This window comes from Methylosinus sp. LW4 (genome assembly GCF_000379125.1).
Classification (GTDB): domain Bacteria; phylum Pseudomonadota; class Alphaproteobacteria; order Rhizobiales; family Beijerinckiaceae; genus Methylosinus.
This window is the reverse complement of record NZ_KB900626.1, coordinates 1,114,600-1,137,941: the sequence shown is the minus strand read 5'-3', so window position 1 is coordinate 1,137,941 and position 23,342 is coordinate 1,114,600. Positions and strand designations below refer to the sequence as shown.

Below are 23,342 nucleotides of genomic sequence, written 5' to 3'. Positions count from 1 at the left end.
GAATCGAGAGCGCTATCCGATCCAATCGGATTGGATAGCGCTCTAAAGTCTCAATAGCGGATGAGCGTGCGCAGGCCGACGACCAGAGCGTTGCGCAGGCTCCTGACGCCATTCGGATCGCGCGGATCTGCGATATTGCCGCCGGGGCGGCGGATATATTGCAGATCCGGCTGCAGCGTCCAGCCGGGAATGAGGCTCGCTATATAGGTCGCCTCGACCAGCGCCTCGCCGGAGCGAATGGGCGCGAATTGATTGCCGAAAGCCGCCGTATCGCGATCGAGCCCACGCGCGCCATTCGAGACGCGCGCATAGCCGACGGCGACGCCGAAGAGATCGTCCGGCCGCGCCGGCGCGCCACGGAAAGAGACGCCGGCGTCGGCGTAGAAATTCACCAGGTTGCGATCATTGGGCGCGACCTCGGCGCGCGCGAAAGCGCCGGCGCCGCCCGCCTCCGATTTGAAGATCTGCTGATCGACCAGCGCATAGAGGCCGAAATTGCCGCGACGGCGCAATGGAACGCCGACGCTCGCAGGATCGGCGAGCGAAAGTCCGTCGGCGCCGAAACGCTCATCGGCGAACACGCCGAAATGCCGCCAGCCGCCGATCTTGGCGACGCCCGGCAGATCGTCCACCGCATATTTCCACTGCCCCTCGCCGATGACGAAAGGCGCGTCCTTCAGACGAAAGCGCAAGCCGTCGGCATTGCGTCGCTGCGGATCGGGAGACTCGAAAGCGCCTTGCGGCCCGGCGGGATCGCCGTCGAAGACCGCGGCGAGAAGAGCGAAACGCTCCGTCTCCCATTTCGCGCGCGCGCCGAGATTGGACAGCGGAAAAGCGGCGCCGCCGGCCGGCAGATCGACGATCGTGAGCGCCGGCCAGCCGAAGCTGTTGTTGACGAAAATCTTCGCCGATGCGCGCGTCATGAATTCCTGATCCGCGCCCATCTGGCCGAGGCGAATGGAGCCGCCCTCGGCGACGCTTTGCTCGAGCCAGGCCTCGAAGAGACGCGTCGTCGGCGTCGCCTCTATATTGCTGACGGGCATCAGCGCGCCCGTGTAGAATTGATCTATGCCGCGCCCATGCAGCTGCGAGGCGTTGGCGTGGAAGACGAGGCCCGTGAAGCCGAATGCCTTGTCGAGATCGGCGTCCAAGGCGATGCGCAGCTTGCCGTCATAGATCGTTCCGCGCCGCAAGCCGCCGGAGACGTCCGAGAAAGTCTCGCCGATATATTTGAGGCCGAATTCGAAGCCGCGCGCGGCGAGCGCGTCGCGCGCCGCCGCGGGCTGCGCCAGAGTGTCGGGAAGGCTCGTCGCGACAGTCGGCGGATTGTCGCTCTGCGGCGTCGGATCATGATGATCGCCGCCGCGCGCCGCAGCGACCTGCGCGAAGACCAGCGCTGCGCATGTCGCGCCGAAGCCGATGATGATCCGAAGCGCCTGCATTCTCGTCCTTCGCCTATTCCCCCCGCCGCAGCGTAAAGGCCGCGACGCGGGAAATCAACGCGAGCGCGGCCGCTACTGCGTGAGATGCGAGGCGGAGGAAACGGCGTTCAGGAAAAGGGTCGACAGCGCCGAGCTGATGTCGCCGCCCGTGTTGACCTCGAAGAAGAGATCGGGGGAAGAGGCGCAGCTCTTCATATTGTCGGCGATCTGCGAGGCGAAGGTAGCGACGGTTCCCTGATAGAAGCCATTGCTCGGCACGGGATAATAGGTCGTATAGAGAACCGCGATCCGAATTCCGCGGTTCTTGATCGTCGTGCAGAAAGATGTGTCCACCGGCTGCAGGCAACGATAAAACGAGCCATAGGCGTTCGAATAGTTCCAATTCAGCGACGTCGTGCAGGTTCCGCTGGAATAATAGCTCGCATCGATAACGCCGTCCGTCACCAGCATCAGCACTTCCAGCGGCTTGTCGCCGGCGACGCGGGCGCCATTGCCGGGCGCAGGCATGGTCGCGTTCAATCTGGTGAGCGCCTGATTGAGATCGGTCATCGCATCATTGGTGTTCAACGCGCCGCCCGTCGTGACCGTGTCGTATGTCGAGTCGCTGGTCGGATAGGTGTAGGGCATATTGGCCGCGAGCACATTATTCGAATCCATCAGCGGCGGCGTCATCGTTCCGATATTGGATTGGATGTGGCTCACATTGCCGCTCGTCGTCGGGACGAGATTCTGCATCATCGTCACGCCGTAATTGAAGCTATAGGCCGCGAGGCGATAGGTCGCGCCATTGGAGGCCATCGTCGATTGCGCAGTCGTGGCGAGGCTCATCGCCGCGTCCCGAACATTGTCGATGCGCAGCTTTATTCCGTTGTTCTCGGCGTAGGAATAGCTGTCGATCGTTCCCCAGCCGGGATAAGGCGTCGAGTATTCATTGTCGCTGACATTCTTCTCATGGCAGGCGAAGGCGCATCCGAAGGCGTTCATCGCCGTCACGCCCGCCTGCGTGGCGGGCAGCTCCATAGACGGCGAATTGTCGAGCAGCAGATAAAAGTCGATATTGCGCGCCGTCGTCGCGCTCGCCGAGGCGGTCACCGTTATGTTCGATGTCCGCAAGCCGTAGAAGGCGCCGAAGGAATTCTGCACCTTCGTCGTATAGGTGACCGACACGTTGCGCGTCATGGAGCCGGACGCAGGAGTGTCGCCGCCGTTGATCGTGAGGCTAGCGGCGTCATAGGTCACTCGCGTGATCTGCGTCATCTGAGCGGCGAACATCGTCGCCGCCGCCGCCTGGGCGACGGTCCAAGACTTCAGCATCATCGGCGGCGTCGTCGCGGCGAGCGCGGCGGCGTCGGCCGCGGCGTAGAGCTGCGTCTTGATGCGCCCCGCGGTCGCATAATCGATCGCGCCGCCGGCGGCGATCATCAGAGGGATCGCCGTCAGCGCGAATATGATCGCGACATTGCCTCGGCGATGCGCGAAGAATCTGCCGAGGGCCCGAAAGATCGTCATGCGTCGCGTGGCCTTTTGGTTCAATTCACCCGTGGCACGGATGAGGTGATGCGGGGGTTGATGTAGAATGTGTAGCGGATCGGCACCACCGGGATCATCTTGGCGCCGAAGGGCGGCGTGTAATCATAGCGCACATAGGCATAGATCAGCGACGTGTTCAGCTGCGCCATGCCGGTCGGAAGCACGAAGGTCGAGCCATTGACGAGACCTGTCGTGTTGAGGGGCTCGTTCCACGTGACGGTCGTATTGTTACTTCCATCGGTCGTGAGCTCGGCGAGGATGATCGTCAGATTGGCGGTCGAAAAAGGCGCAATGACCTGCGTCGAGGCGTTCAATATCGTCGTGAGATCGGCGGTGGACACGCTCGCGCGCCGCGCGACGAGATCGGTCAGCGTGCGGCCGGTGATCGCCACCTTGCGACTGATGGTGATCGCCTCGCCGAGCGTGAACTCGCTGACGAGGATCAGCACAGCGATCGGAATCATCAATGCGAATTCGACCGCGATCATGCCGCGCTCATCGCGCCGAAGCGCGCGCGCCGGACGAAAGAAGACCGAGAGGGGGCGACAAAGGCGACGCATGCTCAAGAAGCCGACTCCGATGCTTACGAGTAGGGCTCCACCTGGAAGACGGCTGTCGCCATCAGCAAGCGCTTGCCATTGGGCAGATTGGCGAGATTGAATCCGAGCGGGCCGCCGACGACGGGGAACTGATAGATGACGCGCAGCACGAGAATGCTGCCGACGCCGCCGGTCTGGAATTTCCAGCTATTGGTGACATTGCCGCTGGAATCGTAAGTGAGAGTCGGCGCCGATGTGTCGACGGAGGAGAAGGCGCTGGCGGATTGAAGATCGACCATCACCTGTGTGCAGGTGAAGAGCGCGGTGAGGCCGCCGCAGACCGTGTTCTTGAATTGCGTCTGGTCGAGCCCGCCCTTCTGGACCGCGCCGGTGAGCAGCGTGCGCGCCGATTTCTCGACGGCGGATTCGAGCTCCTGCTGCGCGAGAAACACCACGCCGACCTGGCAGATCGCGATCAGAATCGCAAACAGCGGCGCCGCGATGAAGGCGAATTCGACGATCGCGCCGCCGCGACGACAGGCGAGCAGCCCCGCGCCACGGGCGCGCGGCTTCGCCGCTCCTTCGTCTATGTCCTCGCCGCGCATGCCTGTTCTCGCTTCCCGCCGCAGCATGACCGGAGCCGCCAAACAAAGAGTTACCAGAGCTCGGCTATTTCCGCCGGCGGCGCGGCGCCGGCCCCCGAGGCGCGAGCGCGACGCGCCTTCGTATTGACGCGCCGCGCGCGGGGCACTTATCTACTGCGGCTTCGCGCCATCTCAGGACGAGGACATTCGAGATCGATGTCGTTTTTCCGTTCCGCCGGCCTCTGCCTCTCGCTCTCTCTCGCACTCATGGGGTGCGACGGCGGCTCCAATCTCGGTCCTGTCTCGGCGGAAGAGCGCGAGGCGCTGATTCGCAATGCGGCGACCACCGCGCCGAATCTGCAGCCCGGCGAGAAAATCCGCGTCACCGTCTTCGGCGAGGACCGCCTCTCCGGCGAATATGAGATCGACCCCGCGGGCTTTATTTCGCTGCCGCTGGCCGGCACGGTGAAGGCGGCCGGCTTCAGCAAGCCGCAGCTCGAACAGGAATTGGCCAAAAAATTCCGCGGCGAATATCTGCGCAATCCCAAGGTGACAGTCGATGTCGCGAGCTTTCGCCCTTTCTACATAATGGGCGAGGTCGGCAAGCCCGGCGAATATTCGTTCAAGAGCGGACTCAATGTGATGAGCGCGATCGCGCTCGCCGGCGGCTCGACCTATCGGGCCAGCCGATCGACCGTTCTCATCCAGCATGTGGGCGAGCAGGGGTTCAAGGAATATCCGCTGGCGCCCACGATTCCCGTGCTGCCGGGCGATCTCGTGCGCGTGCCGGAGCGCTATTTTTGACGGCGCCGCCCCGCGCCGCGCCCCGAGGGACTAAGGGGCGCAGGCTTGACTGCGAGCGCGTTTCACTTACAAGCTGAACGCCTTCGAGAGGGCGTTATGAAGAGCAATTTGCTGCCGAATGGCGTCGCGGCGGGGATCGCGCTCATAATTTCCGGCGGTTCCGTCGCGCGCGGCGAGGAAATTCCGGCCGGCGTCACCGCCATGGGTCCAAGTCCCGAGGAAGGCCTCGCGATCGACGGCTGGATCGTCTATCCGTCCCTCTTCATCGGCTCCGTCTTCAACGACAATATCTACTCCACCGCCACGGATCGGCGCTCGGCCGTCGGCGTGCGCGTGCGGCCGTCGGTCCAGGCGGGCCTCGACAATGGCCTGCACAAGACCACCGCCTATGTGAGCGCCGATGCGCAATTCTATCCGGGGCTCGGCTCGCAATTCCGGCTGTCGCCGACGCCGACGACCGATGTCGACCCCACCAATGTGGCCGGCCGCGCCGGGATCAATCACATTTGGTCGCCTTTCAACGACCTCAACGTGTATCTTTCCGCCGATTACACGCGGCAGAGCGGGCTCTTCGGCTCCAATTTCGGAGCCACGGCGCCCAATGTCACTGTTCCGACCGGCTATACAGTGTCGGCCTCGCAGCAATTCTCCAATCAGATCACCGGCTCCCTCGCCGTCGAGAAGAAGATTGCCGATTGGTTCGTCCGCGCGACAACCGGCGTGCAATATGTGTCCTACGACAGCCGTCCCATCGCCTCGCTCGCCGCGAGCGGCGATGCGCAGAATGGATTGAGCTATCGAGCCTCGCTGCGCGGCGGCCTGTGGCTCTCGCCGATGTTCTACGGCTTCGTCGAGCCGACGCTCGATCTGCGCCGCTATGAGAGCTCGATCTCCGACACCAATGGCTATCGCATCGTCGGCGGTTTCGGCTCGGAGCTCATCAGCCTGTTCCGCGGCGAGGTCTATGGCGGCTATCAGAGCCAGTCCAGCTTGCAGAATTTTTCCGGCGGCGAGGTCGCCAAGCCCGCCTTCGGCGCGCGGCTGCATTATTATCCGACGCCCTATCTGACATTGACCGCGACGGTCGACCAAATGCTCGCCGCCGCCGCCGCGCCGACAGCCCTCGCGGGCAGTCTCGGCCAATGGTCGCCGGCGACGCTCAACACGCAATCCAAGCTGCAGATCGACTACGCCATCTCCCCATTCTGGACCGCTTATGCGCGCGGCGGCTATGGCGAGACGCGCTGGACCAACTCGCCGCGCGCCGACACGATCTGGGCGGCGGGCGTCGGCGTCAGCTACACATTCTGGCGCAATATCGCGATCTCGCTGGACTATCAGCTCCAGAAGACCAGCTCCAATGTCAGCGGCGTCTTCGGCGCCATCGGCTATTCCACGGCGAGCTGGGGATTTGCGCAGAATGTCGTGTCGGCCGGCGTGACCTATCGCTATTGAGCGCGCCGCGCCCGGCAGCCGGCCGCGCATGCGCCGCCCTCGACCCGCCCTCATTCGTGGCGATATGATCTCCCCTCCGCAACCGCGCCATCGGGGTGAAAACGCCGCATTCACCCCTCGGCGGCAGCATGGACAAGCGCCTTTTGCAGAAGCTCGCGCCCTTTTCGCGGGAGTCCTCGCTCCCGACCGAAAACGCCCATGAGCCGGGGCGCGGAGCTTTCGCCGCTCTCAAGGCGGAGGGCGGCTTCGAGGCGCTTCTTCTCCTCGGCCTCGTGCTCGGATTGGCCTTCGCGCCCTTTTGGCTCGGCGGCAATCGCCTGCCGGCCTGGGGCGTGAACGGCCTGTATTTTCCGGCGCTGGCCATTCTCTTCGAGCTCGGCGTCCTCTTCGCCGGACGCCGCCATGCCGTGTCGATCGCGGCCATCGCCGGCCCGGCGGCGCTCTTCGGCGCGGCGCTACTGTGGATTTGCATTCAGGCCCTCCCGCTCGCCGCGGGAGCGCTCGCGCATCCGATCTGGGCAATGGCGAGCGAGGCGCTGGAGCGTCCGATCGACGGCGCGATCTCGGTCGATCGCGGCCAGACGCTCGTCTTCCTGCTCCGCCTCGTGACGGCGGCCAGCGTCTTCTGGCTGGCGCTCCAATTGTCGCGCCGCTCGCATCGCGCGCATGTTCTGTTGCAGGCGATCACCGTCATCGTGGCGGCCTATTCCGCCTATGGGCTATTTCTGTCGGCCTTCTTCTCGGCCGCCATTCCTTTCTTCGACGCGCCCGCCCAAGGCCTTTTCGTGCGCTCCACCTTCGTCAACCGCAACAACTTCGCCACCTATGCGGGCATAGGGCTGGCGACGACGCTCGCGCTCCTCATTCCGCTCGCCGATCGCGACGCTCCGCGCGAAACGGGGGCGCTCGCCGCTCGGCTGGCGCGGCGGCTGCAAGCGGCGGGCCTCGCCGGCTGGCTCCTGCTGGCGGCGGCTTTCGTGATCTTCGTCGCTCTGCTCGGCACAGTGTCGCGCGGCGGCATTCTGGCGACGATGCTCGCCGCCGGCGCCCTGCTCGCCCTCGCCTATTCGCGCGGCCGGCGCGGCGGAGAAAGCGCCGGAGCCGTCGCCCTCGTCGCCGCAGGGCTGGCCGCGACGATTTTCTATTCCGGCGATCTCATCATCCGCCGCGCGCTCGACGCCGGCCTCGACGATGGCGGGCGCCTCGCCGTCTTCTCCATCACGCTTCGCGCCATTCTCGACACGCCGCTGCTGGGCTATGGATACGGCGCCTTCGCCACGCTGTTTCCGCTCTACCGCGACCGCTCGATTCCGACCGCCGATATATGGGACAAGGCGCATAACGCCTATTTGGAGGCATTCTTGGGGCTCGGTCTCGTCTTCGGCGCGGCGCTCATCGGCGCGCTCTTCTGGCTCGCGGCGAAATGCGTCATCGGCGCGGCGACGCGGCGACGAGCCTCGGCTCCCGCCGCGGCGGCCGCCGCCTGCTCGCTGCTCGTCGGCGTCCATTCTCTCGTCGATTTCGGCGTTCAGATAGAGGCCGTGGCGCTCACCTACATGGCCATTCTCGGCGCCGGCGTCGCGCAGGCCGAGAGCTCGCGCATCTCCCTCTCCGACTAGCCCGCTGGAACACGCATTCGATGCTGAAACGTCTCGAGACACAAAGGGAGGCGCCCGCGCCGGCCGAAGCGGAAGCCGGCTTCGACATCCATGGCTATGTCAATTTCGTTTGGCGTCAGTGGAAGCTGATCGCCGGCGTGACCGCGCTTTTCCTGCTCGTCGCCGCCGTCGAGACGGCGCGCACGACGCCGCTCTACACCGCCTCGGCGCAGCTGCTGCTCGATCCGCATAAGGAAAAAGCCGGCGGGCAGGACGCGATCATGACCGACGCCGCGCTCGATCTGCCGACGATCGAGAGCCAGATCGCCATCATCAAATCCAGCGCGCTGCTCCGCCGCGTGGTGGAGAAGGAGCGGCTCGTCGAGGATACGGAATTCGGCGCGCGGACCCGCGTCGGCGGCGGCGGCCTCCTCGACCGCCTGCGTGAGCTGCTCTCTCGCAATGCGCCGCAGCAGGCGCCCGCCAGAACAGTCGCCTCCGCGCTCGGCGGCTCTCCCGAGACCGTCGCCACCGTCGAGAACGTCAAGCAGGCGGTGGCCGTGGCGCGCGCCGGCCAGGCCTATGTGATCAACGTCTCCTTCACCTCCGCGGACAGAGAGAAGGCCGCCAATCTCGCCAATGCGATCGCCGACGCCTATGTGGTCGACAAGCTGGACGCGCGTTTCGAGGCGGCGCGGCGCGCCTCCGCCTGGCTGTCCGATCGCCTCGTCGAGCTGCGTCAGCAGCTGCGCGAATCCGAGGAGGCGGTGGCGCGCTTTCGCGCCGAGAACAATCTCACCGGCGCGACGCCCGGCGCGACGCTCAATCAGGATCAGCTCGCCCAGCTCAACGGCCGTCTCGTGCAGGCGCGGGCGGAGACCGCCGAGAAGAAAGCGCGGCTCGACATGCTGCAAAAGCTCGAGGCGCGCGGAGGCGGCATAGGGCAGCTGCCGGACGTCTCCAGCGGAGCCAGCGCGGAGCTGCGCCGACAGGCGAGCGATCTTTCGCGCCAGGAGGCGGAACTGCTCGCGCGCTATAATCCGAGCCATCCCTCCGTCGTCAATCTGCGCGCGCAGATCGCCGACGTTCATCGCGCCATCGCCGCCGAGTCGCAGCGCCTCGCCGCCAATATTCGCAATGAGCACGAGCTGGCGAAGGCGCGGCAGGAGGCGATCGAGAAGACGCTGCGGGAAGTGACCGGCGCCAATGATCTCGACAATACGAAGGCCATAACGCTGCGCGAGCTGGAACGCACCGCCGTCGTCAACAAGAGCCTCTTCGAGGATTTTCTGCAGCGCGAGCGCGTGACGCAGGAGCAATCGACCTTCGAGGCGCGCGACGCGCGCATCATCACGCCGGCGCTGGCGCCGGTGACGCCGACCTCGCCCAAGCCGCTTCAATCCCTGCTCGCCGCTCTCGTCCTCGGCCTTATGGCGGGCGCGCTCGGCGCCTATGCGCTGGAGATGCTCAACGCCGGCTTCGCGACGCCGCGCGAGATCGAGGATTTTCTCGCTCTGCCGCTGCTCGCCTCCATCTCGCGCATGGACCACCGCGAGCTGTCGGTGAACGGCGCCGTCGTCTCCATTCCCGAATATCCGCTCGCCAAGCCGCTGTCGCGTCTCAGCGAGGCGCTGCGCTCATTGCGCAGCGCCATACAGATGAGCGACGTGGACAATCCGCCCAAGGTGTTGCAATTCACCTCGACCATTCCCGGCGAGGGCAAATCCACGCTGGCCATTGCGCTCGCCGGCTCGGCGGCGCAATCGGGACAAAAAGTGCTCGTCATCGACGGCGATCTGCGCCGTCCCTCGGCCTCGCGCTATTTCGGCGCCGATAAGAAGCTCGGCCTCGTCGATTGCCTCACCGGCGCGGCGGAGCTGCATTCGGCGCTCGTCTACAATGAGACGTTGAAGCTCTGGTTTCTGCCCGCCGGCGGCAAGACGCAGAACCCGCCCGATCTTCTCTTGTCCGAGCGGCTGCGGACGCTGGTCGCGAGCTTGCGCGAGCAATTCGATCTCGTCGTGATCGACACGCCGCCCATGGGTCCGGTCGTCGATCCGCTCATCATCTCCAATCTGGTCGACAAGGTGATCTTCATCGTGCGCTGGTCGTCGACGGCGCGCGAGATGGTGGCGCATTCGATCGAGCGGCTGTCCGGCCACAAGAAGGTCGCCGGAGTGGTGTTCAATCAGGTGATCGACTCCAAAGCGCAGAAATACGGCAAGCACGCCTATTCCTATTATTACGGCGGCCGCTACTACAAGAAATACTACGCCGAATGAGCCGCATCGCGACCGCCGTCGTCGTCATCGCGCTCTGCATGGCCGCCATGGCGGCGGCCGCGCGAGTCCTCTCCTTCGGCCTCGCCGATCTTTCCGCCGAGGCGAGAACAGCGCGAAAAACCCTCGCGCCTTTCCTCGACGATCCTATGGTCGGAACATTGGCGCGCGCGCGGCTGCTCGAGCTCGACGGCAGCGCGAGCGACGAGGAGCGGCGCGAGCGCGCGCGCAATCTGCTGACCCGCGCTCCGCTCTCCGGCGGCGCCTGGCTCGCTTATGCGCAGGCCGGATTCGACACCGACGAGCCGATGGCCAAGGTCGAGCGCGCGCTTCTCATGTCCGCCCTCGTCGGCCGCAATGAGGGCTGGCTGATGGCGCGGCGCGCCGCTTTCGCCATTCCGCTCTGGCCGCAGCTCTCCGCCGCCGCGCGCCGCAGCATCATCGACGATCTGCTCGGCGGATGGGCGGGGGCGGCCGGCGCCGATCGCGAGGCGCTCGTCGCCATCGTCTATCTCTCGCCGGACCAGACAAAGACCGACATGCGCGAGGCGCTGCTGCGCGCCGGCGCCGCGGGCGAGACGGTCATCGTCGAAATCGGCCTCACGCCCGCGGCGAGGGAAAGATGAGCCCTATGGACGAGCGCACAACGGCCTCGATGCGCGACGACGCGCGCAGGCCGATCGCCATCATAGAAGCGCGCTCCGGCTGGCGCCTCTATGATTTTCGCGAGGCCTTCGCCTATCGCGAGCTGCTCTATGTGCTGGCCCTGCGCGATCTCAAATTGCGCTACAAGCAGACCGCGCTCGGCGCCGCCTGGGCGCTGCTGCAGCCGCTGACGATGATGATCGTGCTCTCCATCGTCTTCGGACGCCTCGCCGGACTTCCGTCCGATGGCGCGCCCTACCCCGTCTTCGCGCTGGCGGGCCTATTGCCCTGGACCTTCTTCGCCAATGTCGCGCCGACTGCGGGCGCCTCGCTCGTCGCCTCGTCCAACATCGTCACCAAGGTCTATTTCCCGCGCCTGCTGATCCCGCTGTCCACGGCGGGCGCGCCGCTCGTCGATCTCGCTATCTCCTCGCTGCTGCTCTTCGCCGTCATGGCGTGGAACGGAGTCGGCCTGTTCTGGAGCCAGCTCGCGGCGCCCTTCTTCATGCTCGGCGTCGTCATCGCGGCGCTCGGCGTCGGCGTGCTGCTGTCGGCGCTCACCGTCGCCTATCGCGACTTTCGCCATATCGTGCCCTTTCTCATCCAATTCTGGATGTTCGCCTCGCCGGTCGCCTATCCCGTCTCCCTCGTTCCGGCGGAATGGCGCTGCCTCTATTTTCTCAATCCCATGGCCGGCATGATCGACGGCTTCCGCCACGCGCTCATCGGATCGCCGCCGGACGCCTTCGGCGTCGTCGTTTCCGGCGCCTCGGCGCTCGTGATCTTCTGCCTCGGCGTCGCCTATTTCGCACGCGTCGAGCGCGGCTTCGCGGATATCGTATGATGCGCAGGGGCGTCGCCATCCGCGCCGAAGGCGTGTCCAAGCTCTATCGCATCGGCGCGCCGGCGCGCGCCTATCGCACGCTACGCGAGGCGCTGATGGAGACCGCCGCCGCGCCTTTCGCGCGGCTGCGCGGCCGCGCGCGCGCGGCAGAGGCGGACACGCGCTTCTGGGCGCTGCGCGACGTCTCCTTCGAAATCGCCGAGGGCGAGATCGTCGGCGTCGTCGGCCGCAATGGCGCCGGCAAATCCACTCTGTTGAAGATCCTCTCGCGCATCACCGATCCGACGCAAGGCCGCGTGACGCTCGCGGGCCGCGTCGCCAGCCTGCTGGAGGTCGGCACGGGATTTCACCCCGAGCTGACCGGCCGCGAAAACATTTTTCTCAACGGCGCCATTCTCGGAATGCGCCGCGCCGACATTGCGAAGCGCTTCGACGCCATTGTCGATTTCGCCGAGATCGAGCGCTTCATCGACACGCCGGTGAAGCATTATTCGAGCGGGATGTATGTGCGCCTCGCCTTCGCCGTGGCGGCCCATCTCGAGCCGGACATTCTCGTCGTCGACGAGGTGCTCGCCGTCGGCGACGCGCGCTTTCAGCAAAAATGCCTCGGCAAGATAGACGAGGTCTCGCGCAAAGGCGGCCGCACCGTTCTGCTCGTCAGCCATAATCTCGCGGCGGTGAAGAGTCTCGCGACCAGCGGTCTCGTCTTCGACCGCGGACGGCTCGCGCTGCAGGGCGGCGTGGACGAGGCCATCGCCGCCTATGGCAGGCTGCAGCAGGACGGCGGCGTCGACGAGGCCGAGCGCGACTGGGGCGCCGGCGCGCATACGCGCATACGCTCGGTCGAGCTGATCGGCGACGACGGCCCGACGCGCGTCTATCTGCCGGGGACGCCGCTGCGGCTGCGCATCATTCTCGACACGGATGGAACGCCGGGCCTCTCCGTCGATGTGTTTCTTGCCAATGCGCAGCGCGCGCGCATCGCGCTCTGGTCGTTGAGCCATTTCGACGCCATGTCGCTGCCCGCAGAGCCCGGCTGCTATGAGCTGACGATAGAGGCGGCGCCGATCCACCTCGCCTCGGGACAATATTGCATCGATGTCGCCACGGCGGTGACGATGGTGAATTGGGATCACCAGGTCCATGAGGCGCTCATCTTCGAGACGCCCTTCTCCAATGTCGGCGGCGGCAGCTGGGACTTCACGCAATCCTTCGGCTTCGGCTTCGTCGCTCTGCCCTCGACGACGCCGCCCAAGCTCGCGCGGCTCGGCGAGAGGCGCGCATGAATCTCCTCTATTGCGGCTGCGCGCCGGTCGAGCGCTCCTGTCACGGCTCGCTGTTTCTGTATCGCCTGCTCGAGTCGTGGCCGGCCGAAAATCTGCGGATCGTCGAGGGCTATCTCGGTCCCTCCGACCCGGCGCGCCGCCTGCCGGGCGTGCGCTATGCGGGATTGACGCGCAAGCCGCCGCGCCTGCAATTCACACGCTTCGCGCCCTATTTCGAGGCGGCGGTCGAGCGCTTCGCTCCCTATGACGCGCCGCGCGTGCAGCGGCGCGTCGGCGATTGGCGCGTGGACGCCGTCGTCACTGTGGGGCAGCATCATTCCTGGCGCGCGGCGGCGGCCTTTGCGGCGCGGCGCGGCCTGCCGCTGCATCTCATCATGCATGACGATTGGCCGCGCACCGCTCTGCGCAATGCGGCGCATGAGCGCGCGCGCGATCGCTATTTCGGCGAGGCCTATCGCAACGCGGCGTCGCGGCTCTGCATCTCCGCGCGAATGGCGGAGGACTACGCCGCCCGCTATGGCGCGCCGGGCGATGTGCTGCCGCCGTTCCGCGCGCGCGAGGCGACGCCGCCATCGCCGCAGGCGCGGCCGGAGCGTCCCTTCACGCTCGCTTTCGCGGGCAGCGTTCATTGGCCGGGCCTCGCGGCGGCGCTGCGCGACGCGGCGGCGGCCATGGCCGCCATCGGCGGGCGCCTGCTGATCTTCGGACCGCTCAGCGCGGCGGCGGCGCGATCCATCGGTCTTTGCGACGCCTCGACCATCATCGGCGGCATGATCGCGGGGCAAGATTTCCTCGCCGAGCTGACGGCGCGCGCCGACGCTCTGTTTCTTCCCTTCTCCTTTTTCGAAAACGAGCGGCGCGCCATGCGCCTCTCCTTTCCGAGCAAGCTCGTCGATTACACGCTCACGCGCCTGCCGATTATTCTCTATGGCCCGCCCGACTGCACTGCGGCGGAATGGTCGCGCGCCAATGGCGACGCGCTGCTGCATGTCGAGACGCCGGATGTGGCGGCGCTCGCCGCGGCGCTCGCGGCATTGGCGCGCGATCCGCTGCTACGCCAGCGCCTCGGCGAGACGGCCGGCGCTGCCGGCGACCGCGATTTCTCCTATCGTAGCGCGCAGGCGAAATTCGCTGCGGCGCTCGGGCTCGGAGAGGCGCAATGCTAGAGGCCAGCGACGCCGCGCCGACGATCAGCGTGATCGTGCCGACCTATGGCCGCGCGCAATCGCTGCGACGGCTTCTCGAAACCCTCGCGACGCAGACGCTCGGCGTTTACGAGATCGTCATCGCCGATGGCGGCGGCGATGCGGAGACGCGCGCCGTCGCCGAGGACCCGCTCTGGCGCGCGCGCGGCCTCGTCATCCGTCTCCTCGCCGTCTCGCCGCCCAATGCCGTGCGGCAACGCCGCTCCGCGATCGAGGCGTCGCGGGGAGCGCTGCTGCTGCTGCTCGACGATGATGTCGCGCTCGAGAAAGACTGCGTCGAAGAGCTGGCCCAGGCGCTCGCATCGCGGGCCGACAGCGTCGGCGTGATGGCGAATATGAGCAATGACGGCTGGCCGCCGCCGACGCGCGTCTGGCGCTTCGTGCTGCGCCGCCTGCTCGGCTTTCGCGAGGGCGAATGGCAAGGGCGCGTCATCGGCCCGCTGCTGCGCTACGGTTTCTCGCCGGCGCCCGCGGATATCGCCGAGATCGAATGGATCGGCGGCGCCGCGGCGATGATCCGACGTTCGGCCTATGTGGCCGCAGGGGGCTTTTCCGATTTCTTCCTGCATCGCTGCACCATGAGCGAGGATGTCGATCTCTCCTTGAAGCTTCGCCGCTTCGGCGCGCTCTATTTCGCGCCGCGCGCGCGCATGGCGCATTTTCACGCGCCGGGCGGGCGCGTCTCGGCGCGGATCGCCGCCGAGGACGACATATTCAATCGTTACATGATCCTGCGCCGCACGCTCGGGCGCTCGCGCGCTCATGCGCTCTCGCTCATCGTCGCTTACGCAATTCTCGAATCTCTCGGCTCGACGTTGCGGCTGCTCGGCGCCGCGGGGCCGCTCTCGTGCGAGATTTTGCGCGGGCGCGCGAAAGGCCTCGCCCGCATCGTCGCCGGATGGGCGGAACGATGAGCGAGACGCCGCAGATCACCGCGACCGTGGCCGCCTTCGCGCGCGTCGCGCAGACATTGGACACACTGCGGCGGCTCGAGGCGTGCCGTCCGCCGCCGGCCGAAATCATCGTTCACGTCGACGCCGCGCGGCATGATTGCGCCGATGCGGTGCGCGCGGCTTTTCCGGCGGCGCGCGTCATCGTCAGCGAGACGCGCGTCGGGCCGGGCGGCGGACGCAGCCGGATGACAGAGGCTGCGCGCCACGCGCTCATCGCCGCTTTCGACGATGATTCCTATCCGCTGGACGCGGATTTCTTCGCCCGCGCCGGCGAAATTTTCGCGCGCTTCCCCGACCTCTCTCTGGCGACGTCGCAGATCGTCCATCCCGGCGAGACGCCGGCGCCGGATCGGCGCGCGCTGCGCGAGACCTGCGGCTTCAATGGCGGCGGCGCCGTGTTTCGGCGCAGCCATCTTCTCGAGGCGGGCGGCTATCTGCCATTGCCGCTCGCCTATGGCGTCGAGGAGGAGGATATGGCGCTTCGCCTCATCGAGCGCGGGCGCCGGCTCGTCTTCACGCCCTATCTGCGCGTGTTCCACAATTCCGATCTCGCGCATCACGCCGAGCCGCGCATCAATGCGGCGAGCATCGCCAATATCGCGCTGCTCGCCTTTCTGCGCTATCCGCCGCGCTTCTATCCGCTGGCGGCGCTGCAGATCACCAATCGTGTCTTCTTCTGCCTGCGGATGGGACGCAGGGGCGGCGTCCTCGCCGGACTGGCGATGATCCCGCATCATCTTTGGCGAATGCGCGCGCACAGGCGCCTCGTGTCGAAGGCTGCGGTCGCCGCCAAGCTCGCCTTGCGCAAAGGAGGCTGGAGCGATTTCTGACGCGCATGACTCCACGGATTGGATCGTCTGCCAGATCGGCGCGCGCGAGCATTACGCCCTGCCCGCCGCTCTGCACGAGCGCGGCCTGCTGCGCGCCTTCCTCACCGATATATGGCTGCCGCCCGATCGTCCATGGAGCCGCGCGTTGCGCGGCGCGAGCCCGCGTCTCGCTGCGCGCTATTCGGCGCGGCTCGAAGGCGCGCGCGTCCTCGCCGACACGCTCCCTTCCATCGCCTCGCGGAGCGTCGCGCGGCTGGCGCCGGGCGCGAACTGGTCCGGCCTCCACGCCGATAATCTGCGCTTCGATCGTTTCGCCGCGGCGCGGCTGCAGAGCATGCGCGCACCAACGGGCGGGATCGCGCTCTGCTACGGCTACGCCGCCGCGCAGAGCTTGCGCGCGGCGCGGAGCCGCGGCTTCGCCGCCATACTGAACCAGATCGACGGCGGCCCGCAGGAGGCGGCGCTGATCGCGGCGCTGGCGGAAAGCGAGGGCGCGCGCGCGGAGGCGCCGCCCGAGGCCTATTGGCGCCGCTGGCGCGAGGAATGCGAGACGGCGGATATGATCCTCGTCAATTCCGCCTGGGCGCGCGATTGTCTCGTCGCCGAGGGCGTCCCAAGCGAGAAGCTCGCCGTCGCGCCGCTGATGTATCGCGCCGAGACGCCGAGCGCGGCGCTGCATTACCCGGAGCGTTTCGATGCGGATGATCCGCTGATCGTGCTTTTTCTGGGAGCCTTCTCGCTGCGCAAAGGCGCGCGGACGCTGCTGGAGGCGGCCGCCATGCTGCGCGGCGAGCCGATCCGCTTTCTCGTCGTCGGACGCGATGAGCTGGGCGCCGCCGCGCAAAAGGATTATGCCGATATTCGCTTCCTCGGTGAGGTTCCGCGCGACGAGACCTCAAGCTTCTATCGAAAGGCGCATGTGTTCGTCCTGCCGACGCATTCCGACGGCTTCGCGCTCACCCAGCTCGAGGCGCAGGCGCATGGGCTGCCGGCGATCGTCTCGCGGCGCTGCGGCGACGTCGTGCTCGACGGCGCGAGCGGCCTGCTGCTGCCGGATCAGAGCGCCGCATCGCTCCGCGACGCCCTGCTCTGGGCGCTGCGCCATCCGCAGCGCCTCGCCGCAATGTCGGCCCGCGCCATCTCCCGCGCCGCCGATTTCACGCCCGAGGCGGTGATCGCGCAGCTGCGCGAGATCGGGCGGGAAGCGCTGCGCCGGCGCGCCGCGGCCGCGGGAGCCTAGCGGTCATGCGGCCGCTTCCCGGCGACGCCGGCGTCGCGCTCGCCGGCTCGGCCATCATCGCCGCCGGGGGCGTCCTCGCCGTCGCGCTGACGCCGATCGACTACGCGCCGCAGGGCGCCATGTTCCTGCCGGCGGCGGTTCTGGCGATGAGCCTTCTCGCCATCCCGCTGATGCGCGCGCTGGTCGAGGGGCTGCACGGACTGCTGCATGCGGAGAATCTTCTCCTCGTCGCGATCATCTATTGGGTCCTGCTCGATCTGCTGCAGGGCGCCTATCCGCTGGACGAGCTCGGCCGCGACGATGTGATCGCCGCGCTGGAGACGATCGCCGTCTTCGCCCTCTTCATCCCGCTCGGACGGCTCATCCCAGCGATCGGCGCGCCGAGGCCGATCGCACGCGCCGCGCGAGCCGATCTGCCCGTGCAAAACGCCTTCATCGCGGTCTGCCTCTGCTTCGCCCTTTGCATCTCCTCCTATGGAATTCCGGCGAGATTCGATCCGGCGCGGATGATCGACGGGCTGTTTCAGCCGCGCTTCGCTGCGCCCTGGTCGCGCGGCGATCTCGGCGGCTGGGACGCTTTCATCGATCATCTCGCCTATTTCGGCTATGTGCTGCCGGCGGCGACGGTGCTGGTGGCGACGCGCGCCAAGGCGCGCTGGGCCGATCCGCGCGTCTGGATTTCCGTAACGCTCACCGCCATTGTCTGCGCCTTCATCGCGCAGAGCGGCGGCCGCCGGATCATCGGCATGATGCTGGGCTCCGGCCTGCTGCTGTGGATGATATTGAAGGAGCGCTTCTCCTTCGTGCGAACCGCGGTCGTCGCCGGCGGCGCGGTCGGCGTGCTGAGCCTGCTGCAATTCATTCTGCTCATCCGCAATGTCGGGCTCGACGGCTTTCTGAGCGGCGACGTCGGCCTCGATGATTTCGAGTTCGCCGGCCAGTTTCATGTCGACGACAATTTCCTGCGGCTCGCCCAGATCATCCATTACTTTCCCGATGTCGTCGAATATGTCGGCTGGAAGCAGATTTATTACGTGCTGGTGCGTCCCATTCCGCGCGCGCTCTGGCCGGACAAGCCGATCGACGCCGGCTTCAGCCTGCCGGGGCTCGTCGGCAAATCCGACGTCTCTCTCTCCAGCTCGATCATCGGCGAGCTCTACGCCTCCTATGGGATCGCCGCCGTCGTGCTCGGCGCGCTGCTGCTCGGCTGGGCGGCGGCCTCCTGGACGGCGCTGCTGCGCGAGCGCAGCGAGAACGCCCGCGTTCTCTACTGCCTCGGCCTGATGGTGTTCTTCGTCGGCATGCGCTCGATGCAGGAGATCATTCTGATGACCTACGCCGTGCTCGCATGGACGGTCGTCAGCCTCGTCACCTCGAAGAAAACCGGCGCCCGATCCGGCGCCACGACGCCGTCTGAACGAGACGATAGCGAGCAGAAATGCGAACCATCGTCATCGTGACCAACATGCCCTCGCCCTATCAGGCGCGCCTGTTCGATCTCCTCGCCGCGGACGGGCGGATCGCGCTGCGGGTCATCTATGAGCGCATGCGCGCGCCCGATCGCGAATGGCGCGCGCCGACGCTGGCGCATGAGCACGCTTGCTGCGGCGAGACGCCTTTCGAGCGCCTCGCGCAATGGATGCGCGATAGCGATCTCTGCGTTTTCGGCGCCTATCGCCATCCGATCGTGCAACGGCTGCTGAAGCTGCGCGTTTCCTCCGGCCGTCCTTTCGCCTTCTGGGGGGAGCGCTTCGGCTATCAGGCGCCGCCCCTTCTCGGCGCGCTCTATCGGCGCTGGGCGATGCGCGCCTTTCACGCGAGCGCCGCCGAAATGTGGGGCATGGGCGAGATGGCCGTCGCCTCCTATCGGCGCGAGTTCGGCCCGCGCCGGCGCTATCGAAACTTGCCCTATACCTCCGATCTCTCCGGCTTTCTGGCGATCGAGCGCGGCGACGCCGCGCCGCGCGCGCCGCGCCTCCTGTTCTCCGGCGCGCTGATCGCGCGCAAAGGCGTCGATCTCCTCCTCACGGCTCTCGAGCGAATGCTCGCCGAGGGCGTCGCGCTCGAGGCGATCTTCGTCGGCGACGGACCACTGCGCGCCGATGTGGAGCAGCTGGCGCATCGCTTTCCAGATCGCATCGAGCGCATCGGCTTCGCTCAAATGGAGGCGTTGCCGCAGATCTACGCGCGCGCCGATGTGCTGGTGGCGCCCTCGCGTCACGACGGCTGGGGGCTCATCGTCATCGAGGGCATGGCCGCCGGCATGCCCGTTCTGGGAAGCGATCAGACCGGCGCCGCGGTCGAGCGCGTCACCGCGGAAAATGGATGGCTGATTCCGGCCGCCGACGGCTCCGCGCTCGAACGGGCGCTGCGCGACATCGCACGCACGCCGATCGCGCGGCTGCGCGCCATGGGCGCGAATGGCCGCGCGCAGAGCCGCGACTATCGCGTCGAGACCGGCTGCGAGCGGCTGGTCGAGGCGATGCTCGGCTGCCTCGCCGAGGCGCGCTGAGGGAGGCACGAGACTGCGCATTCTCCATGTCACGCCCACCTATCTGCCGGCGGTCCGCTATGGCGGCACGATCCATGCCGTGCATGGGCTCGCCAAGGCGCAAGCGGCGCTCGGCCATGCGGTCGAGGTCTATACGACCAATGTCGACGGCCCCGGCGTTTCGCCGACGCCGCTCGGCGCGCGCGTCGATCTCGACGGCGTCGGCGTCACCTATTTCGCGACCGGGCTGGGACGGCGCCTCTACCGATCCCCCGCAATGGGCGAGGCGCTGCGGCGCCATGCGGCGGATTTCGATATTCTGCATCTCCATTCCGTCTTTCTGTGGCCGACATTGGCGGCGGCGCGCATCGCGAGGCGCCACGGCGCGCCCTATGTGCTCTCGCCGCATGGAATGCTGGTCGCCTCGCTGGTGCGCGCCAAGAGCGCGCTCATCAAATCCGCCTGGATCGCTCTGTTCGAGCGCCGCACCATTCGCGAGGCGGCGGCGCTCCATCTCGCCTCGCGGCGCGAGGCGGAGGACCTGCGCGCCTTCCGCTTCGATCTGCCGCCTCTGGCCGTCATCGGCCACGGCGTCGACGCCGCCGAATTGCGAGCAGAGCAGACGATCGGCGGCGATATCGCCGCGGCCATCGCCGGCGGCCCTTTCGTCCTCGCCTTCGGACGCATCGACTGGAAGAAAAACCTCGCCGCTCTGATCGAGGCCATCGCTCTGACGCCCGATCTACGCTGCGTCATCGCCGGCAATGACGAGCATGGCCTGGCGGGGGAGCTGGCGCGTCTCGCGGCGCGGCGCGGCGTCAGCGGGCGCGTGACCATCGTCGCGCGACAGATCGGCGAGCCGGATCGATCGGCGCTCTATCGCGCCTGCGCCTGTCTCGCGCTCGTCTCGCTCAATGAGAATTTCGGCAATGTCGCGCTCGAGGCCATGTCGCATAGCCGGCCGGTCGTCGTCTCCCGCACGGCCGGCGTCGCCGAGACGGTCGCGGCCGAGCGCGCAGGCGTCGTCGTCGCGCCGGAGGCCGCCTCTATCGCGCGCGGGCTCGCGATCATAGCGGCAGACGCCCGCGCCGCGGAGGAGATGGGCGCGCGCGGACGCGCCGCTGTCGAGCGGCGATGGAGCTGGACCGCCGTCGCCGCGGAAATGGTCGCGCAGTACGAAGATGTGCTAAAGCAATCTTCCCTGCGAGGCGTCCCGTAATGACCCGCCCTTCCCTGCTGGATCGGATCACCCCGGTTCTCCTCACCTATGACGAGGAGCCGAACATCGCCCGCATTTTGTCGCGGCTGCGCTGGGCGAGATCCATTATCGTCGTCGACAGCGGCAGCGCCGATCGAACGCTGGCGATCCTGCGCGCCGATGCGCGCGTGCGCATCTTCTCGCGGCCTTTCGACAATCATGCGAGCCAATGGCGCTTCGCCATGACGCAGACCAGCGTCGCCACCGAATGGATATTGCGCCTCGACGCCGATTATCGGCTCGGCGACGCGCTCATCGAGGAATTGCGCGCGCTGCGGCCGGGGCCGGATGTCGCGGCCTATGAGATCGGCTTCGATTATGAGATTTTCGGCCGACCGCTGAGCGGCTCGCTCTATCCGCCGAAAACCGTGCTGCTTCGCCAGGGGCGTTTTTCCGTCTATGATCGCGGCCATGCCGAGGGCTGGCGCATCGACGGCCCGGTCCAGACGCTCGCGGGCAAGATCACCCATGACGATCGCAAACCCACGGCGCGCTTCGTCGCCTCGCAAATTCGCTATATGGCGCGCGAGGTCGAGCGGCTGGATGCGGACGAGCCCCCCGCGCTGATCCGCCATCTGCGCAGCGTTCCGCCGCTGGCGCCGATCGTCGTCTTCCTCTACGCCTATTTCGCCAAGGGCCTGTTTCTCGACGGCCGCGCCGGCCTCTATTACGCGCTGCAGCGGCTCGTCGCGGAGTCGATCCTCGCCTTGATGGCGCTGGAGAAGCGGATGACCCCGCCGACCAAGACCGCGCCGGCGCCGCAGCAGGCCGCCGAGCGAGAGCAAGTCCGCTAGCCTCTCCTCAGATCGACCGGCCCGGCGCGAGCGCGGGCGATTTCGCGCGTCCCTGTGGACGCAGGCCCATCGTCTCGGCCCTGCCACGCGCGCCTTCGAACTCGCGCCGATACCAGCCGGTCGCGTGCTCGACCGCGGCGCGATTCAGCCTTTCCCCAGTGAAGGCGATGGCGAGCGTGCCGAAGGCGATGGCCAGATCGAGCCGCCAGGAGGCGTGGCGAATATACCAGACGTCGAGCGCGTTTTTCTCCTCGGGCGTGACCAGCGTTCCGCCCTTGATCTGCGCCCATCCGGTGACGCCCGGCCGCACGCTGAGGCGCCGCCGCGGATCGGCCGGCTGATCGACAGGCAGCAGAGGGCGCGGGCCGATCAACGACATATGGCCGATAATCACATTGTAGAGCTGCGGAATCTCGTCCAGCCGAGCGGCGCGGATGGCGCGGCCGATCCTCGACAGGCGCCGTTCCTTGGGCACGCGGCGGCCACGGCGGTCGAAGGGCGGTCGAAAGGTGCGGAACTTATAGACGAAGAAGCGCTCGCCATTGCGTCCCACCCGCTGCTGCCAGAAGACGATGGGCGCGCCGACGTCGATGAGGATGGCGCAAGCGACGATCAGCGCCATCGGCGCGGCGAAGACGAGCAGCAGGCTCGTCGCCAGAAGATCGATGACGCGCTTGGAGCCGAAATAACCCGGCATGTCGAAACGCCCGTCCGGCGGCCCTCCGAGCCGCGTCTCCGGCCGCGCCTGCCGCGGGGCGAGATTGAGCGCCTCCGCAATGGGGATGCAATCGCGGCCGCGCGCGTCGCATTGCGCGGCGACGTCCTTCAGCAGCTCGGCCGGCAAGGCCTCCTTGTCGTCGGCGAGCCACACTTCGTCGATCTCGACGCCATGCTCGGCATATTCGTCCAGCACCGCGCCAATGTCCTGCGGCAGGGCGACGATCGAGACGCCGCCGACCTTGCGCCCCACAAAGGAAGACCGCGCGTCCAGAGCGGCGACGATCTGCGTCGTCCGCGGCAGCTGATAGTCGATGAGCTCGATCGCCGCCGAGGCGAAGCGATCGACGCCGATCAGGATCACGCGACGCAAGGCCGTGGACGGATCGGCGACGCTGGTCTCTAGCTCCCTGCGCCAGACCTCCCGGTGATGCAGCCGGCTCACCCCCCGGATCGCGACGAGGCCGGCGGCGAGCACGAGGACATAGATCAGCGGCGTGGAGCGCGGCACGCCCTCGAGGCGCGTGAGCGTGAAGAGAACCACGCTGCTCGCGGCGACGGCGCAGGCGGAGGCGACGCAAATGTCGATGGCGTCGCGCAGCGAGAAAAACTGCCCCATGCGGTCGCCGAGGCGGAAGCCCCACATGACCAGCAGCGTGCAGGCGATGGAGAGAAAGGCGTAGCGAAAAGGCGCGGGAATGTCGCGCGTGAGATCGCCCGCCTCGAGCAGCTGAGGGTCGCGCAGGGCGAGGGCGATGAAAGGCGCCGCCGTAGCCCAGCCGATGTCGGCCAGCCGGAGGCGAAAGGCAGTCCCATCCCTCGATGCCGGCGACGCTACCCTCATATTG

Annotated in this window: 20 protein-coding genes; 15 read left to right on the top strand and 5 right to left on the bottom strand. The window is 67.1% G+C overall.

Going from position 1 to position 23,342, the window contains the following annotated elements; genetic code table 11:
- Positions 1-50 precede the first annotated feature (50 nt).
- The 4 genes from METLW4_RS24110 to METLW4_RS0105760 form a co-directional block, all read right to left on the bottom strand.
- Positions 51-1,442 (bottom strand): carbohydrate porin, encoded by a 1,392-nt coding sequence (locus METLW4_RS24110; protein ID WP_018265258.1) that lies wholly within the window; start codon positions 1,440-1,442, stop codon positions 51-53.
- 72 nt (positions 1,443-1,514) lie between these two features.
- Entirely contained in the window at positions 1,515-2,951 is a 1,437-nt protein-coding gene (locus METLW4_RS0105770) for a TadE/TadG family type IV pilus assembly protein (protein WP_018265257.1), read from the bottom strand.
- Between the two features lie 20 nt (positions 2,952-2,971).
- Positions 2,972-3,460: a pilus assembly protein gene (locus tag METLW4_RS0105765; RefSeq protein ID WP_245258413.1), complete on the bottom strand. Its 489-nt coding sequence runs from the start codon at positions 3,458-3,460 to the stop codon at positions 2,972-2,974.
- 95 nt (positions 3,461-3,555) lie between these two features.
- Positions 3,556-4,116, bottom strand: a complete 561-nt coding sequence (locus METLW4_RS0105760; RefSeq protein WP_018265255.1) for a TadE/TadG family type IV pilus assembly protein — start codon at positions 4,114-4,116, stop codon at positions 3,556-3,558.
- A 195-nt stretch (positions 4,117-4,311) separates the two neighbouring features.
- Between METLW4_RS0105760 and METLW4_RS0105750 the strand changes: the two genes are divergently transcribed.
- From METLW4_RS0105750 to METLW4_RS24095, 15 genes are all read left to right on the top strand, one after another.
- A complete protein-coding gene (locus METLW4_RS0105750) occupies positions 4,312-4,899 on the top strand; it encodes a polysaccharide biosynthesis/export family protein (RefSeq protein WP_018265253.1) in 588 nt (195 codons plus the stop codon).
- A 96-nt stretch (positions 4,900-4,995) separates the two neighbouring features.
- Positions 4,996-6,354, top strand: coding sequence for an outer membrane beta-barrel protein (locus METLW4_RS0105745; RefSeq protein ID WP_018265252.1), 1,359 nt, complete (start codon positions 4,996-4,998; stop codon positions 6,352-6,354).
- Positions 6,355-6,482: 128 nt separating this feature from the next.
- Positions 6,483-7,973 carry an O-antigen ligase family protein gene (locus METLW4_RS0105740; RefSeq protein ID WP_018265251.1) on the top strand — a complete coding sequence of 497 codons (1,491 nt, stop codon included), beginning with the start codon at positions 6,483-6,485 and terminating at the stop codon, positions 7,971-7,973.
- 20 nt (positions 7,974-7,993) lie between these two features.
- Entirely contained in the window at positions 7,994-10,234 is a 2,241-nt protein-coding gene (locus tag METLW4_RS0105735; protein ID WP_018265250.1) for a GumC family protein, read from the top strand.
- Complete coding sequence (locus METLW4_RS0105730; RefSeq protein WP_018265249.1) at positions 10,231-10,857, top strand: hypothetical protein; 627 nt, start codon at positions 10,231-10,233, stop codon at positions 10,855-10,857. The genes METLW4_RS0105735 and METLW4_RS0105730 overlap by 4 nt, the downstream gene beginning before the upstream one ends.
- A 5-nt stretch (positions 10,858-10,862) precedes the next feature.
- Entirely contained in the window at positions 10,863-11,720 is an 858-nt protein-coding gene (locus tag METLW4_RS0105725; RefSeq protein WP_018265248.1) for an ABC transporter permease, read from the top strand.
- Positions 11,717-13,006: an ABC transporter ATP-binding protein gene (locus METLW4_RS26320; RefSeq protein ID WP_018265247.1), complete on the top strand. Its 1,290-nt coding sequence runs from the start codon at positions 11,717-11,719 to the stop codon at positions 13,004-13,006. The genes METLW4_RS0105725 and METLW4_RS26320 overlap by 4 nt, the downstream gene beginning before the upstream one ends.
- Complete coding sequence (locus METLW4_RS0105715; protein ID WP_018265246.1) at positions 13,003-14,172, top strand: glycosyltransferase; 1,170 nt, start codon at positions 13,003-13,005, stop codon at positions 14,170-14,172. The genes METLW4_RS26320 and METLW4_RS0105715 overlap by 4 nt, the downstream gene beginning before the upstream one ends.
- Complete coding sequence (locus tag METLW4_RS0105710; RefSeq protein WP_018265245.1) at positions 14,166-15,125, top strand: glycosyltransferase family 2 protein; 960 nt, start codon at positions 14,166-14,168, stop codon at positions 15,123-15,125. Before METLW4_RS0105715 ends, METLW4_RS0105710 begins: the two co-directional genes overlap by 7 nt.
- Entirely contained in the window at positions 15,122-15,994 is an 873-nt protein-coding gene (locus METLW4_RS0105705; protein WP_026191285.1) for a glycosyltransferase family 2 protein, read from the top strand. The genes METLW4_RS0105710 and METLW4_RS0105705 overlap by 4 nt, the downstream gene beginning before the upstream one ends.
- Positions 15,995-16,139: 145 nt before the next feature.
- Complete coding sequence (locus tag METLW4_RS24100) at positions 16,140-17,234, top strand: glycosyltransferase family 4 protein (protein ID WP_018265243.1); 1,095 nt, start codon at positions 16,140-16,142, stop codon at positions 17,232-17,234.
- A 5-nt stretch (positions 17,235-17,239) separates the two neighbouring features.
- The gene (locus METLW4_RS0105695; RefSeq protein WP_018265242.1) at positions 17,240-18,694 is read left to right on the top strand and encodes an O-antigen polymerase; all 1,455 of its coding nucleotides are present in this window, start codon (positions 17,240-17,242) and stop codon (positions 18,692-18,694) included.
- Positions 18,673-19,746: a glycosyltransferase family 4 protein gene (locus METLW4_RS0105690; protein WP_018265241.1), complete on the top strand. Its 1,074-nt coding sequence runs from the start codon at positions 18,673-18,675 to the stop codon at positions 19,744-19,746. The genes METLW4_RS0105695 and METLW4_RS0105690 overlap by 22 nt, the downstream gene beginning before the upstream one ends.
- Entirely contained in the window at positions 19,655-20,944 is a 1,290-nt protein-coding gene (locus METLW4_RS0105685; RefSeq protein ID WP_018265240.1) for a glycosyltransferase, read from the top strand. The genes METLW4_RS0105690 and METLW4_RS0105685 overlap by 92 nt, the downstream gene beginning before the upstream one ends.
- Complete coding sequence (locus METLW4_RS24095; protein ID WP_018265239.1) at positions 20,944-21,777, top strand: glycosyltransferase family 2 protein; 834 nt, start codon at positions 20,944-20,946, stop codon at positions 21,775-21,777. Before METLW4_RS0105685 ends, METLW4_RS24095 begins: the two co-directional genes overlap by 1 nt.
- A gap of 7 nt (positions 21,778-21,784) precedes the next feature.
- Here the strand turns inward: METLW4_RS24095 and METLW4_RS0105675 are convergent, their stop codons facing one another.
- Complete coding sequence (locus METLW4_RS0105675; RefSeq protein WP_018265238.1) at positions 21,785-23,338, bottom strand: sugar transferase; 1,554 nt, start codon at positions 23,336-23,338, stop codon at positions 21,785-21,787.
- Between the last annotated feature and the right edge of the window lie 4 nt (positions 23,339-23,342).